Origin of the sequence: Burkholderia sp. BCC1640, assembly GCF_902833125.1 — a bacterium.
GTDB classification, from domain to species: domain Bacteria; phylum Pseudomonadota; class Gammaproteobacteria; order Burkholderiales; family Burkholderiaceae; genus Burkholderia; species Burkholderia diffusa.
Window position 1 is genome coordinate 1 of the sequence record NZ_CADFEF010000006.1, and the last position, 14,735, is coordinate 14,735.

Here is a 14,735-nt window from a genome sequence, read left to right on the forward strand (position 1 = left end):
CGTGCACCAGCATGCGCATGCGAGCGCGTGGGGCAGCGCATTGCCGACGTCGGACGCGAAGGGCTTCTGGGGCGCGTTCGGCTGTTCGTGCTGGGCGGTCTGACATGTCGACGACAACCGGTCGGCGACGGGTCGAGAGTGACCGGGATCGCCTGAACCGCTGCACCATTCGATGAAACAACAAGGACATCCGTTATGAACTTTCTTCGTTCCGCGTTGCTGGCGCTTGCGATTGCCAGCGGCCTCGTCGCCGCGCCTGCCGCGTTCGCGAAACCGCCCGTGCCGCCCGCCGTCGCGCCCACGGTGGCCGTCGGTCCGCAGTACGATACGACGCACGTGTGCGTGGCACCGGAAGACTTCGACCGCTTCACCGACAGCTTCGTCGCGACATTCGGCGGCAGCAAGTCGAAGCAGGGCGTGTTCCAGGTCACGCCGACACCGAGCCAGACGATGTCGCAGCTCGTGTTGACGCCCGTCGGCACGATCTCGGTGTTCGGCTTCAAGACACCGATCCCGTATCCGTTCTGCGCGGAGCGCACCGGCTATCTCGTCACGGACATGGACGTCGCCGTGAAGTCGGCGCGCGAGCATGGCGCCGACGTGATCGTCGACACGTTCCCGGATCCCATCGGCCGTGATGCGGTCATTGCGTGGGCGGGCGGCGTGAAGATGCAGCTCTACTGGCACACGCAGACGCCGAACTACGATGCGCTGCAGACGATCCCCGAAAACCGCGTCTACGTGTCGCCGCAAAGCGTACGCAAGTTCGTGCACGACTTCGTCAAGTTCTCGAAGGGCAAGGTGGTGTCGGACAACTTGAAGGCGCCGGGCATCGAGATCGGCCGTCCGAACGACACGTATCGCCGCATCCGCATCGAGTCGGGCTTCGGCAAGATGACCGTGCTCGTGACCGACGGCCATCTGCCTTATCCGTTCGGGCGCGAGATGACCGGCTACGAAGTGCCCGATCTCGCCGCGACGCTGAAGAAGGCCGAAGCCGCGGGCGCGACCGTGCTCGTGCCGCCGTTCGCGGCGGATGGGCGCGACGCTGCACTCGTGCAGTTCCCGGGTGGCTATGTCGCCGAGATTCACGCGAGCGTGACGCGATGAAGCACGAAGACACGATTCTTGCCGCGGTGGCCGGCTTCGTCGACACGCTGAGCTTCGTCGCGCTGTTCGGGCTGTTCACTGCACACGTGACCGGCAACTTCGTGCTGATCGGCGCGGGCATCGCGGGCTTCGGCCAGGGTGTCGTGCTGAAGCTCAGCGTGTTTCCCGCGTTCGTGTGCGGCGTGATCGCGGCGAGCCTGATCGCGCGGTCGATGTCCGGGCGACCCGCGTGGCAAGGTGCGCGCGCGCTGCACGCGGTGCAGGCGGTGCTGCTGCTCGGCTTCTGCGCGGCCGGCGTGTGGGCGACGCCCGTCACGCAGCCGGACGCCTTGCCGGCGCTCGTGGCCGGCATTGTCGGCACGTTCGCGATGGGCGTCCAGAATGCGCATCCGCGCGTGATTTCGCGCGCGGGCGGCGTGCCGAATACGGTGATGACGGGCAACGTGACGCAAGCGATCCTCGACGTCGTCGACCTGCTGTCGGCCGGCACGTCCGACGCCGCGCGCGCGGCGGCACGGGCGCGCTTCGGCAAGATGCTGCCGGCGATCGTCGCGTTCGCGCTCGGCGCGGCGGGCGGTGCGCTCGGGTTCCGCCATGTCGGATTCCTGGCGCTGCTCGTGCCCGTCGGCGCGCTTGCGATCCTTGCACTGTGTGCGGCGCAAGCGGCCGGACCCGCCACGCAGGAGCGCGCATGATCGCGCGGGCGCGGGGGAGACAAGGGAGGCGCCACGGCCGCCGCTTCGAGCGGGCCGCGCGCGTGTCGATCGTCGCGGGTCTGCTGCTCGCGGGCGCCGACGCGGCGTTCGCGGAATCGGCGGCGACATCCACGTCGACATCGACATCCGGTGACGCAACCGCCTCGACCTGCACGGTGAAGCGGCCGACGGTGCTGTTCAACCGCTGGCAGGAAGACTGGTCGGTGCTGGCGAATCCGTGCGTGCCGCGCGCGCCGCTCGACGGGCTCAAATACATTCCGCTCGGCAATGATCCGGCATCCTATCTATCGCTCGGCGTGAACCTGCGCGAGCGGCTGGAGACCAACGACGCGCCGCTGTTCGGGATCGGCTCCGCGCAATCGGACACCTACCTGATCCAGCGCGTCGAAGTGCATGCCGATGCGCATCTGGGCCAGCACTGGCAGTTCTTCGTGCAGTTGCAGGACGATCGCGCATTCGGCAAGAACACGATCTCGCCGGTCGACCGGAATCCGCTCGATCTCGAACAGGCATTCGCGACCTACACGGGCGCGCTCGGCGGCGGCACGTTCAAGTTTCGCGTCGGCCGGCAGGAAATGGCGTTCGACTTGCAGCGCTTCATCGCCACGCGCGACGGTCCGAACGTGCGGCAGGCGTTCGATGCAGTGTGGGCTGACTACGAATATCAAAAGTGGCGCTTCATCGCGTATGCGACGCAGCCCGTGCAGAACCGCACGGTGTCCGCGTTCGACGACGTGTCGAACCGCGACCTCACGTTCAGCGGCGTGCGCTTCGAGCGGCAGTCGGTCGGGCCGGGCGATCTGTCGGGCTACTGGTCGCGCTACAACCGCAGCAACGCGCGTTTTCTCGATGCGAGCGGCCCCGAGCATCGCGACGTGTGGGACTTGCGCTACACGGGCACGCAGGGCCGCTTCGACTGGGATTTCGAGACGATGCTGCAGACGGGGACGGTCGGTAACGACACGATCGGTGCGTGGGCCGTCGGCTCGATCGCCGGCTACAAGCTCGATGCGCCGTGGTCGCCGCGCATCGCGCTGCAGTTCGATGCGGCATCGGGCGACCGGCATCCGCACGACGGCCGCGTCGGTACCTTCAATCCGCTGTTTCCGAACGGCTATTACTTCACGCTGGCCGGCTACACGGGCTATTCGAACCTGATCCACGTGAAGCCGTCGGTGACGCTGAAGCCGTCGCCGAACCTGTCGCTGCTCGGTGCGCTCGGCTTCCAGTGGCGTGAGACGACCGGCGACGCCGTCTATCAGCAGCCGAACGTCGCGGTGCCCGGCACGGCAGGCAAGGGCGGCCTGTGGACGGGGATGTACGTGCAGCTGCGCGCGGACTGGACGATCGCCGCGAACCTGATCGGTTCGGTCGAGGCCGTGCACTTCCAGGTCGGCGACGCCATCCGGCAGGCCGGCGGGCACAACGCGGACTACGCCGGCGTCGAGCTGAAGTACGGTTGGTGACGCGACCGCGCGGCAACCGCGCGCGTATCAAAAAGGGCGGCCCCGCGGGGCCGCCCTTCGTTCGTCCGGGCCGGCAGCGCGGCCGGCCCGTTCGCCGCGATGCCGTTACAGGTTCGGCGACAGCGCGAGCGCGTTCGTCAGGTCGCCCATCGGCTGCGCGCCATTTGCCTTCAGCGCGTCGTCGCGCTGCTGCAGGCCCGCGAGGCGCGGCAGCGAGAAGCGACGCGTGATGAAGCGCAGGATCGAACCCGTGTCGTATTGCGTATGGTCCACGAAACCCTTCTTCGCGAACGGCGACACGATCAGCGCCGGAATGCGGGTGCCGGGGCCCCAGCGATCGCCGCTCGGCGGTGCGGCGTGATCCCAGAAGCCGCCGTTTTCGTCGTACGTGACGACCACGACCATGTTCTTCCACTGCGGGCTGGCCTGCAGGTGCGCGATCACGTCCGCGATGTGCTGATCGCCGGAGGTGACGTCCGTATACCCCGGGTGCTCGTTCAGGTTGCCCTGCGGCTTGTAGAACGTGACTTGCGGCAGCGTGCCCGCGTCGATCGCCTTGATGAATTCCGCGCCGTTCGCGCCGCCGTCGAGCAGGTGCTGCGCGCGGTTCGCGGTGCCCGGTGCCTGGTTCGCGTAGTAGTTGAACGGCTGATGGTGCGGCTGGAAGTTCGGCGTCGAGAGGTCGGCGCCGTAAATCACGTTCGACGTGCCGTTCTGGCTCGCCTGCAGTGCCTGGCCCCATGCGCCGCTATACCATGCCCACGACACGTTGGCATTGGTCATCAGGTCGCCGATGTTGGTCGCCGTCTGCGGCGGCATCGTCGAGGGGTTGGCCGGGTCGGCGAGCAGCGGGTCGCCGCCCGTCGCGGCCTTGTTGCCGCTCGGCTGGTACGCCGGCTGCATCGTGTTGACACCGTAGAAGTCCGGCGTCAGTGCGCCGTCGTTGACGAACTTCGGCGGGCCGCTCAGCGCGGATGCCGGCGAGTTCGCGGCGACCGCCAGCGACTTGCCGTCAGCGTTCAGGACTGCGATCTTGCCGGCCGCCGGGCTCTTGTCGGCGTTCGCGTAGAACGGCGCGCACGCGCAGATCAGGTACTGGTGGTTCAGGAACGAGCCGCCGAACGCGCCCATGAAGAAGTTGTCGGCGAGCACGTATTGCTGCGCGATCTTCCACAGCGGCAGCTTCGACGGATCCGGCGTGTAGTGGCCCATCGTCAGGCCGCCCGCATCGGTCCATGCGGCATACATGTCGTTCTTGCCGCCGTCGATCTGCATCTGGTCCTGGTAGAAGCGGTGCACGATGTCGCGCGTCGCGATGCTCATCGACTGGTTGAAGCCGTTGGGATCGTCGATCGCGAACGGGGCGTTCGGCAGGTTCGCCGTCATCGCTTCGGTGACCGCAGGCGTGATGCCGGTTGCCGTCAGACCACCCCAGATCTTCGGCAGCGTCGCCATCGTCGAGCCGTCGCGATCCTTCTGCACCGAGTTCGCAGCCGTTGCGTTCTGCAGACCGTTCGCGCCCGGGAAGTTGCCGTAGAGGTTGTCGAAGCTGCGGTTTTCCGCGTAGATCACGACGACGTTCTTCACGGCCGACAGGCCTTGCTGCGTGACATCGTCGCCGCCGCAGGCGGTCAGGCTGAGCGCGGCCGCGAGGGCGATCGGCGTGTAGCGAATCCAGGCGTGCTTCTTCATGCGATGTTCTCTCTCATTCGTCGTTTGTCGCGTGTGGGAACCGGGTGGCGTCAGACCGGAGCAGGGGCCACGGGGCACCGACCGGCTGCGCGCATTATCTGGAACCCGTTTGACAGCCGGGTGTAGGGGCGCTTTCAATTGACTGTCGGTCGAACGTCATGCACCGGTCACGGAACTGACATAAGCTCCGGCCGATTGCCCACCGCTACAAGAAGAACGACGATGCACAGCCTTCTGAAATCCCTCGCGTTCGCGCGATCGTTGATCCCAGCCGCGGCGACGCTCGCGCTGATGGGCGGGCTCGCGCCGCTCGCCGGTTGCGATGCGCGGCCCGATGCGAACGCGCAGGCGGTTTCCGTCGTGTCGGCGGCGCAAGCCGCTCCGGCGGTCGCGCCGGCCAGCCAGCCGCAGACGCGCGCGCAGGTATTCGAGGGCGTGAAGCAGATGACGGCGCTCGGCAAGCAATTGTTCTTCGATCCGTCGCTGTCCGGCTCAGGCAAGCTCGCATGTGCGTCGTGTCATAGCGTCGAGCACGCGTTCGGCCCGCCGAACGCGCTGTCGGTACAACTCGGCGGCGACGACATGCATCGCATGGGCTTTCGCGCGGTGCCGTCGCTGAAATACGTGCGCGGCATTCCGCCGTTCACCGAGCACTTCCACGATTCGCCCGACGAAGGCGACGAAAGCATCGACGCAGGCCCGACCGGCGGATTGACCTGGGACGGTCGCGTCGACACGCGCGATGCGCAGGCGCGCATTCCCCTCACGTCGCCATTCGAGATGAGCAGCTCGCCGGCGCGGGTCGCGCAGGCGGTGCGTGCCGCGCCCTATGCCGACGCGTTCCGCAAGGCGTTCGGCGATCGGGTCCTCGGCGACGACCAGGCGACTTTCGGTGCGGTGCTGCGTGCGCTCGACGCATTCCAGCAGCAGCCTGCATTGTTCGATCCGTACACGAGCAAGTACGACGCGTATCTGGCCGGCCACGCGCAGCTCACGCCCGCCGAGTTGCACGGGCTGCAACTGTTCAACGACGAGAAGAAGGGCAACTGCGCGAGCTGTCACGTGAGCCAGCGCACGCTCGAAGGCGGGCCGCCGCAGTTCAGCGATTTCGGTCTGATCGCGATCGCGGTGCCGCGCAACCGCGCGCTGCCGGTCAATCGCGATCCGCGCTTCCACGATCTCGGCGCGTGCGGCCCCGAGCGCACCGACCTGAAGGGCCGCGACGAATTCTGCGGGCTGTTCCGCACTCCGTCGCTGCGCAACGTCGCGTTGCGCAAGACGTTCTTCCACAACGGCGTGTACCACTCGCTCGAGGACGTGATGCGCTTCTACGTCGAGCGCGACATCCATCCGGAGAAGTTCTATCCGGTCGTGCACGGCAAGGTGCAGGTGTACGACGACCTGCCGAAGCGCTACTGGCCGAACATCAACCGCGAACCGCCGTTCGACCGCAAGCGCGGCGACGCTCCCGCGCTGAACGCGGCCGAGATCAAGGACGTGATCGCGTTCCTGAACACGCTGACCGACGGATATCAACCGGCGGCCACGTCGGCCGCGCGCTAGAACGCGACCCTCGCGGCACGCATGCTATGCTCGCTGGCTGACGGGCGTGGCGCGTGCCGGTGTGCCGGCCGTGCGCCACGCCGTTCGATCGAACATCCAAGGAGAACAACACATGTCGATGCGTGCATCCCTTTCCGTCGTCACGCGCGTGCTGGCCGGCGCCGCGTGCGCAGCCGCGATGCTGCCCGCCCACGCGCAAAGCAACCTCGGCTTCCTGAACGACACGCCGCTGGCCTACTTCAGCAAGGCCGACCGCGCGTCGCTGGCCAAGGCCGTCGTGCAGGCGCGCGACGAAGGCAAGGACGGCGAGACCACGACGTGGCAGAGCAGCGGTCGCGGCACCCAGATCGACGCGAAGCTGACGCCGTCGACGTCCGAGAACGACGGCAAGACCTGCCGCGAAATCGCCACCGACATTTCCGCGAAGGGCCAGACGATGACGCTCAAGCCCGTCTATTGCAAGACCGCCGCGGGCAAGTGGCAGCTGCAGAAGCGCTGAGCGCGCGAGCAATGAAGCGCAGCGGTGCGCCGCGCACGGTTTCGTGCGGCGTCGTGATTCTCGACGGGGCCGGTCGCGTGTTCCTCGCGCACGCGACGGACACCACGCACTGGGATATTCCGAAGGGGCAGGGCGAGCCCGGCGAATCGCCGGCCGACGCGGCGCTGCGGGAGCTGCGCGAGGAAACCGGCATCGAACTCGCGGCGGCGCGGCTGCTCGACCTGGGCCGCTTCGCATACCGTCACGACAAGGATCTGCACCTGTTCGCGGTGCGGGTCGCGGACGACGAGATCGATCCCGCGCACTGCACGTGCACGTCGCTGTTCCCGAGCCGTCGCGACGGCTCGCCGATTCCCGAGATGGACGCATATCGCTGGACCGCGCCCGGCGACGTCGACGCGTATGCGAGCCGCAGCCTCGCGCGGCTGTTTCGCACGACGCTGTCGCTCGCGGATTTGCATCGGCGGCTGGCGGGGGCGTGAGCGCAGCCGCTTCGATCCCGACGATCCCGCACATGCAATAAAAAACCGGCCCGAAGGCCGGTTTTTTTATCGTCGCGCGACGCCGGCTCGGCGCCGCGCATGGAGCACGCCGTCAGGCCGGCTTGCCCCAGCTGTCGCGCAGCCCGACGATCCGGTTGAACACGGGCTTGCCCGGTTTCGAATCGACGCGATCGGCGACGAAATAGCCGTGACGCTCGAACTGGAGGCGCGTTTCCGGCGCGACGTCGCCGGCGCCCGGTTCGACATAGGCCTGCGTGACCTTCTTCGAATCCGGGTTCAGCGCTTCGAGGAAGTTCGCGCCGCCCGCGTCCGGATGCGGCTCCTTGAACAGCCGGTCGTAGACCCGCACTTCGGCCGCCTGCGCATGCTTCACGCTGACCCAGTGGATGTTGCCCTTGACCTTGTAGTTGTTCGCGCCTTCGGTGCCCGACTTGCTGTCCGGGAAGTAGTTGCAGTGCACGGCCGTCACGTTGCCGTCGGCGTCCTTGTCGAAGCCCGTGCACTCGATCACGTAACCGTAGCGCAGGCGCACCTTGTTGCCCGGGAACAAGCGGAAATAGCCCTTCGGCGGGTTTTCGACGAAGTCCTCGCGTTCGATCCACAGCTCGCGCGAGATCGGGAACGTGCGCACGCCGCGCTCCGGGTGATGCGGATGCACGGGGGCCGTGCACGCTTCCTCGAGATCTTCCGGGTAGTTGTCGATCACGAGCTTCAGCGGATCGAGCACGGCGACCGAGCGCGGCGCCTTGTCGTCGAGGTCGTCGCGCAGCGCGCCTTCGAACACGCTCATGTCGATCCACGAATCGACCTTCGTCACGCCGATCCGCTCGCAGAACAGGTGGATGCTTTCCGGCGTGAAGCCGCGGCGGCGGATCCCGACGATGGTCGGCATGCGCGGGTCGTCCCAGCCTTCGACGTGGCCTTCGGTGACGAGCTGCAGCAGCTTGCGCTTGCTGGTGATCGCGTACGTGAGGTTCAGGCGCGAGAATTCGATCTGTTGCGGCAGCGGACGCGTGAACATGCCGGCGTCCGCGAGTTCGTTCAGCACCCAGTCGTACAGCGGGCGGTGATCCTCGAACTCGAGCGTGCACAGCGAGTGCGTGATGCCTTCGAGCGCATCCGAGATGCAGTGCGTGTAGTCGTACATCGGATACACGCACCATGCGTCGCCGGTGCGGTAGTGGTGCGCGTAGCGGATCCGGTAGATCACCGGGTCGCGCATGTTCATGTTCGGCGAAGCCATGTCGATCTTCGCGCGCAGCACGTGCTCGCCTTCCTTGAACTCGCCGGCCTTCATCCGGCGGAACAGGTCGAGGTTTTCCTCGGGCGAACGGTCGCGGAACGGCGACGGCTTGCCGCCTTCGGTCAGCGAGCCGCGGTTCGCGCGCATTTCCTCGGCGCTCTGGCTGTCGACGTACGCCTTGCCGCGCTGGATCAGCAATTCGGCGAATTCGTACAGCTTGTCGTAGTAGTCGCTCGCGAAATACTGGTGATCGACCGCGTCCTTGCGCCAGTCGAAGCCGAGCCAGCGGACCGCGTCGACGATCGAGTCGACGTATTCGACGCTTTCCTTTTCCGGGTTCGTGTCGTCGAAGCGCAGGTGGCACACGCCGCCGTAGTCGCGCGCGACGCTGAAGTTCAGGCAGATGCTCTTGGCATGGCCGATGTGCAGATAGCCGTTCGGCTCGGGCGGAAAGCGCGTCTCGACGCGGCCGCCCCATTTGCCGGTGCGGTTGTCGTCGTCGATGATGTTGCGGATGAAGTTGGAAGCCGCGGGGGCGTCGTTGCGTTCGGTGCTCATGCGGTTGGCGTCAGGTTGTGTCGGCGCGTCGCGCCGGTTTAATCCCGTAATTCTACCTGACCGGGGTCCGTCCCGCGCGGGTTGCGCCACCGGGCGGGCCGGTTCGCGGTGCGGAACCGCAATATCTCGATTGTGTGTCGGCTGTAACACGACGTAAATCGGATTGCCCGGCGCATTCGGCGTTTCCTATGATGGCTTTACCGATTCAATGCCGTCATTCGTATTTTTTGCTGGCGGGAGGACACCAACAATCATGATGAAGAAGACCATTTTTCTCGTTCGTACCGCGGTAATCGTCGCGGCCCTGTCGCAACTCGGCGCATGCGCGATGACGCATACGCAACGTAACGCCGGTATCGGCGCGGCCGCGGGCGGCGCGCTCGGCTACCTGATCACGGGCGGCCCGGTCGGCACCGTTGCCGGCGCCGCGGCAGGCGGCCTGGTCGGCGCCGGCGTGCGCTGATCGAAGCCGGCGCGCGTGAGCGCCGGCTGGTCGTGACGGCGTTGCCGCCGCATCACGGCCCGTTCTTGCTCCGCACATCCATTCCGCGATTCGACAGGCAGCATCAGGGAGGAGCGGGTGTGCGACACTTCGTCGACGTCACATAACGACTTCATTCGTCGACGAACCCTCCATGAGCGATTCTCTCGTTTTCGTGCTGCCGGGCTACGGCAACTCCGGTCCGCTTCACTGGCAAAGCCGCTGGGAGCGCGCCGACGCGCGTTTCGTGCGCGTCGCGATGCCCGACTGGGACCGTGCGTTCCGCAACGGCTGGTGTCTCGCGCTCGACCGCGCGGTCGAGGCCGCACCGGGCCCCGTGACGATCGCCGCGCACAGCCTCGGCACCTTGACCGCCGCGTGGTGGGCGACCCGCTACGCGCGGCCGGCCGCGCTCGCGAAGGTGCGCGGCGCGTTGCTCGTCGCGTTGCCCGATCCGGCCGGGCCGGCGTTTCCGGCCGACGCGCACGGTTTCGGCCCGGTGCCGCATGAGCGGCTGCCGTTTCCGACCTGCGTGGTGGCAAGCAGCGACGATCCGTACGGCTCGATCGCGTTCGCGCGCGGCTGCGCGCACGCGTGGGGCAGCACTTTCCATGACCTCGGCCCGCGCGGCCACATCAACGCGGACAGCGGGCTCGGCGACTGGCCCGACGCGCGAGGCTGGCTCGATGCGCTCGCGCGCTAGCGGCTAACCGCTAGCCGTCGGTCCATCGATCCCGTCAGCTTCCGCCGGTGCACGGGCGCGCCGCCGCGTGCGCCCGAAGGCGTCGCGGCGCGCTCGTCCGGGTCGGTTCAGATCGCCTGCTTCGCCTTCAGCGCCGCAATGCGCGCCTCGTCGTAGCCGAGCATGTCGCGCAGTACGTCTTCCGTCTGCGCGCCGAGCAGCGGCGGGGCGGTGCGCGCGTCGGGCGGCGTCGCGCTCATCCGGATCGGATTGCGCACGAGCTTCACGTCCGCGCCGCACGGGTGCGGCAGCGACACCTGCATCCCGCGCGCGACCACCTGCTCGTTGTCGAACACCTCGTCGAGTTCGTTGATCGGCCCGCACGGCACGCCGGCCGCTTCGAGCGCGTCGATCCAGTCGGCCTTGCCGCGCGTCTTCACCATCTCCGCGAGTATCGGCACCAGCGTGTCGCGATGGCGCACGCGCGACGGGTTGGTCGCGAACCGTTCGTCGTCGGCCAGCTCGGGCCGGCCGCCGGCCTCGACGAACTTGCGGAACTGCCCGTCGTTGCCGACCGCGACGATGATCCAGCCATCGCGCGTCTGGAACGTCTGGTACGGCACGATGTTCGGATGCGCGTTGCCCCAGCGCACCGGCGGCTTGCCGCTCGCGAGGAAGTTGGTGTTCATGTTCGCGAGCAGCGCGACCTGCACGTCGAGCAGCGCCATGTCGATGTACTGGCCTTCGCCCGTGCGGTCGCGGTGCGCGAGCGCGGCGAGCACCGCGATCGTCGAGTAGAGGCCCGTCGCGAGATCGGCGATCGCGACACCGGCCTTCTGCGGGCCGCCGCCCGGCTCGCTGTCGCGCTCGCCGGTGATGCTCATGAAGCCGCCGATTCCCTGGACGATGAAGTCGTAGCCCGCGCGGTGCGCGTACGGGCCCGTCTGGCCGAAGCCCGTGACCGAGCAGTAAACGAGATCGGGCTTCACCGCGCGCAGCGATTCGTAATCGAGCCCGTACTTCTTCAACTGCCCGACCTTGTAATTCTCGAGCACGACGTCGCTCTGCGCGGCGAGCTCGCGCACGATCTGCTGGCCTTCCGGCGTCGCGATGTCGACCGTCACCGAGCGTTTGTTGCGGTTCGCCGCGAGGTAATACGCGGCCTCCGCCGTATCGTCGCCGTTCGCGTCCTTCAGGTACGGCGGCCCCCAGTGGCGCGTGTCGTCGCCCGCGCCGGGGCGCTCGACCTTGATCACGTCCGCGCCGAAGTCGGCGAGCGTCTGCGCGCACCACGGGCCCGCGAGCACGCGGGTCAGGTCAAGCACGCGGATATGGCTCAGGGCACCCATCGTCGAATCGTCTCCTTTCATGGCTCGCCCGGCCGGGGCAAGGCGGATTGGCATGCCGAGCATCTTAAGGCGAATCGGCCGCATGGGTGGCCCAGGCCGGCCGTCCGCCGCGCCGGGCCGCTGCCGTCAGGGCTGCCGATCTGTATCGTATAATCGACCGTTTACGATATTTGCCCGCCGTGCGTCCGCGAGGACGGCCGGCGTTTGAAGCCGTCTCAGCCAGACATTCCCCGCACGCCATGAAAGCTGCCGAAATCCGCGAGAAATTTCTCAAATTCTTCGAATCGAAGGGCCACACGATCGTCCGCTCGTCGAGCCTCGTGCCCGGTAACGACCCCACGCTGATGTTCACGAACTCGGGCATGGTCCAGTTCAAGGACGTGTTCCTCGGCACGGACCCGCGTCCGTACTCGCGCGCCACCACGGCGCAGCGCAGCGTGCGCGCGGGCGGCAAGCACAACGACCTCGAGAACGTCGGCTACACGGCGCGCCACCACACGTTCTTCGAGATGCTCGGCAACTTCTCGTTCGGCGACTACTTCAAGCACGACGCGATCAAGTTCGCGTGGGAGCTGCTGACCACGGTCTACCAGCTGCCGAAGGAAAAGCTGTGGGTCACCGTCTACCAGGAAGACGACGAAGCCTACGACATCTGGGCGAAGGAAGTCGGCGTGCCGACCGAGCGGATCATCCGCATCGGCGACAACAAGGGCGCGCGCTACGCGTCGGACAACTTCTGGACGATGGGCGACACCGGCCCGTGCGGCCCGTGCACGGAAATCTTCTACGACCACGGCCCGGACGTCTGGGGCGGCCCGCCGGGGTCGCCTGAAGAAGACGGCGACCGCTACATCGAGATCTGGAACCTCGTGTTCATGCAGTTCAACCGCGACGCGCAGGGCAACATGACGCGCCTGCCGAAGCAGTCGGTCGACACCGGCATGGGCCTCGAGCGTCTCGCCGCGGTGCTGCAGCACGTGCACAGCAACTACGAGATCGACCTGTTCCAGAACCTGATCAAGGCCGCTGCGCGCGTGACCGAGATCAGCGACCTCACCAACAACTCGCTGAAGGTGATCGCCGATCACATCCGCGCGTGCTCGTTCCTGATCGTCGACGGCGTGATTCCCGGCAACGAAGGCCGCGGCTACGTGCTGCGCCGCATCGTGCGCCGCGCGATCCGCCATGGCTACAAGCTCGGCCGCAAGGGCTCGTTCTTCCACAAGCTGGTGGCCGACCTCGTCGCCGAGATGGGCGCCGCGTATCCGGAACTGAAGGAAGCCGAACAGCGCGTGACGGACGTGCTGCGCCAGGAGGAAGAGCGCTTCTTCGAGACGATCGAGCACGGGATGTCGATCCTCGAGGCCGCGCTGGCGGACGTCGAGGCGAAGGGCGGCAAGGTGCTCGACGGCGAACTCGCGTTCAAGCTGCACGACACCTACGGCTTCCCGCTCGACCTCACGGCCGACGTGTGCCGCGAGCGCGGGATGACGGTCGACGAGCCGGCATTCGACGACGCGATGGCGCGCCAGCGCGAACAGGCGCGTGCGGCCGGCAAGTTCAAGGCCACGCAGGGCCTCGAATACTCGGGCGCGAAGACCACGTTCCACGGCTACGAGGAAATCGCGTTCGACGACGCGAAGGTCGTCGCGCTGTACGTCGACGGTTCGGCCGTCAATGAAGTGAAGCACGGCCAGGATGCGGTCGTCGTGCTCGACCACACGCCGTTCTACGCGGAATCGGGCGGCCAGGTCGGCGACCAGGGCGTGCTCGCGAACGCCGCGACGCGCTTCGCGGTGGCCGACACGCTGAAGGTGCAGGCCGACGTGATCGGCCATCACGGCACGCTCGAACAGGGCACGCTGAAGATCGGCGACGTGCTGCGCGCGGAAATCGACGCGCACCGCCGCGCGCGCACGCAGCGCAACCACTCGGCCACCCACCTGATGCACAAGGCGCTGCGCGAAGTGCTCGGCGCTCACGTGCAACAGAAGGGTTCGCTCGTCGACGCGGAGAAAACCCGCTTCGACTTCGCGCACAACGCGCCGATGACCGACGATGAAATCCGTCGCGTCGAGCAGATCGTCAACAACGAAATCCTCGCGAACGCGCCGGGCATCGTGCGCGTGATGCCGTATGACGAAGCGGTGAAGGGTGGCGCGATGGCGCTGTTCGGCGAGAAGTACGGCGACGAAGTGCGCGTGCTCGACCTCGGCTTCTCGCGCGAACTGTGCGGCGGCACGCACGTGCACCGCACCGGCGACATCGGTTTCTTCAAGATCGTCGTCGAAGGTGGTGTCGCGGCCGGCATCCGCCGCGTCGAAGCGATCACCGGCGACAACGCGGTGCGCTACGTGCAGGAGCTCGACGCCCGCGTGAACGAAGCCGCGGCCGCGCTGAAGGCGCAGCCGTCGGAACTCACGCAGCGCATCGCGCAGGTGCAGGACCAGGTGAAGTCGCTCGAGAAGGAACTGGGCGCGCTGAAGTCGAAGCTCGCGTCGAGCCAGGGTGACGAACTCGCGCAGCAGGCCGTCGAAATCGGCGGCGTGTATGTGCTTGCGGCGACGCTCGACGGCGCCGACGCGAAGACGCTGCGCGAAACGGTCGACAAGCTGAAGGACAAGCTGAAGAGCGCGGCGATCGTGCTGGCGGCCGTCGAAGGCGGCAAGGTCAGCCTGATCGCGGGCGTCACGCCGGACGCGAGCAAGAAGGTCAAGGCCGGCGAGCTCGTGAACTTCGTCGCGCAGCAGGTGGGTGGCAAGGGCGGCGGCCGTCCGGACATGGCGCAGGCAGGCGGCACGGAACCGGCGAATCTGCCGGGCGCGCTGGCAGGCGTCAAGGGCTGGGTCGAAGAGCGTCTTTGATCGGTATGG

General features: G+C 67.2%; 12 protein-coding genes. 9 read left to right on the forward strand and 3 right to left on the reverse strand.

The genetic code is table 11. From position 1 onward, the window contains the following. The first annotated feature begins 195 nt into the window (after positions 1-195). From HWX25_RS08375 to HWX25_RS08385, 3 genes are read left to right on the forward strand one after another with little or no spacing between them, the layout of a single operon-like run. Positions 196-1,110 carry a glyoxalase gene (locus HWX25_RS08375; protein WP_175908144.1) on the forward strand — a complete coding sequence of 305 codons (915 nt, stop codon included), beginning with the start codon at positions 196-198 and terminating at the stop codon, positions 1,108-1,110. Beyond that, positions 1,107-1,805, forward strand: a complete 699-nt coding sequence (locus HWX25_RS08380; protein WP_175908146.1) for a DUF1275 family protein — start codon at positions 1,107-1,109, stop codon at positions 1,803-1,805. The genes HWX25_RS08375 and HWX25_RS08380 overlap by 4 nt, the downstream gene beginning before the upstream one ends. After that, complete coding sequence (locus HWX25_RS08385; RefSeq protein WP_175908148.1) at positions 1,802-3,292, forward strand: alginate export family protein; 1,491 nt, start codon at positions 1,802-1,804, stop codon at positions 3,290-3,292. The genes HWX25_RS08380 and HWX25_RS08385 overlap by 4 nt, the downstream gene beginning before the upstream one ends. 105 nt (positions 3,293-3,397) lie before the next feature. On the opposite strand, the gene HWX25_RS08390 is transcribed toward HWX25_RS08385, so the two are convergent. Beyond that, positions 3,398-4,984 (reverse strand): acid phosphatase, encoded by a 1,587-nt coding sequence (locus HWX25_RS08390; RefSeq protein WP_059817948.1) that lies wholly within the window; start codon positions 4,982-4,984, stop codon positions 3,398-3,400. A gap of 222 nt (positions 4,985-5,206) precedes the next feature. On the opposite strand from HWX25_RS08390, the gene HWX25_RS08395 reads away from it, so the two are divergent. The 3 genes from HWX25_RS08395 (at position 5,207) to HWX25_RS08405 (ending at position 7,528) form a co-directional block, all read left to right on the forward strand. Further along, positions 5,207-6,547 (forward strand): cytochrome c peroxidase, encoded by a 1,341-nt coding sequence (locus tag HWX25_RS08395; RefSeq protein WP_175908150.1) that lies wholly within the window; start codon positions 5,207-5,209, stop codon positions 6,545-6,547. A 112-nt stretch (positions 6,548-6,659) separates the two neighbouring features. Beyond that, positions 6,660-7,046, forward strand: a complete 387-nt coding sequence (locus HWX25_RS08400) for a hypothetical protein (RefSeq protein ID WP_059524065.1) — start codon at positions 6,660-6,662, stop codon at positions 7,044-7,046. Between the two features lie 11 nt (positions 7,047-7,057). Next, a complete protein-coding gene (locus tag HWX25_RS08405) occupies positions 7,058-7,528 on the forward strand; it encodes an NUDIX hydrolase (protein ID WP_059524067.1) in 471 nt (156 codons plus the stop codon). 112 nt (positions 7,529-7,640) lie between these two features. Here the strand turns inward: HWX25_RS08405 and HWX25_RS08410 are convergent, their stop codons facing one another. Next, positions 7,641-9,350 carry a glutamine--tRNA ligase/YqeY domain fusion protein gene (locus HWX25_RS08410; protein WP_175908152.1) on the reverse strand — a complete coding sequence of 570 codons (1,710 nt, stop codon included), beginning with the start codon at positions 9,348-9,350 and terminating at the stop codon, positions 7,641-7,643. 253 nt (positions 9,351-9,603) lie between these two features. On the opposite strand from HWX25_RS08410, the gene HWX25_RS08415 reads away from it, so the two are divergent. Together HWX25_RS08415 and HWX25_RS08420 are read left to right on the forward strand one after the other, a co-directional pair. Then, on the forward strand, positions 9,604-9,813 hold the full coding sequence (locus HWX25_RS08415; RefSeq protein ID WP_175908154.1) for an ornithine acetyltransferase: 210 nt from the start codon (positions 9,604-9,606) through the stop codon (positions 9,811-9,813). A gap of 172 nt (positions 9,814-9,985) precedes the next feature. Further along, complete coding sequence (locus HWX25_RS08420) at positions 9,986-10,534, forward strand: alpha/beta hydrolase (protein ID WP_175908156.1); 549 nt, start codon at positions 9,986-9,988, stop codon at positions 10,532-10,534. A 107-nt stretch (positions 10,535-10,641) separates the two neighbouring features. Here HWX25_RS08420 and HWX25_RS08425 read toward each other — a convergent pair whose 3' ends face one another. Further along, positions 10,642-11,862, reverse strand: coding sequence for a CaiB/BaiF CoA-transferase family protein (locus tag HWX25_RS08425; RefSeq protein ID WP_175908158.1), 1,221 nt, complete (start codon positions 11,860-11,862; stop codon positions 10,642-10,644). Between the two features lie 239 nt (positions 11,863-12,101). On the opposite strand from HWX25_RS08425, the gene alaS reads away from it, so the two are divergent. Further along, positions 12,102-14,726, forward strand: a complete 2,625-nt coding sequence (gene alaS / locus HWX25_RS08430) for an alanine--tRNA ligase (protein WP_175908160.1) — start codon at positions 12,102-12,104, stop codon at positions 14,724-14,726. The last annotated feature ends 9 nt before the right edge of the window (positions 14,727-14,735 follow it).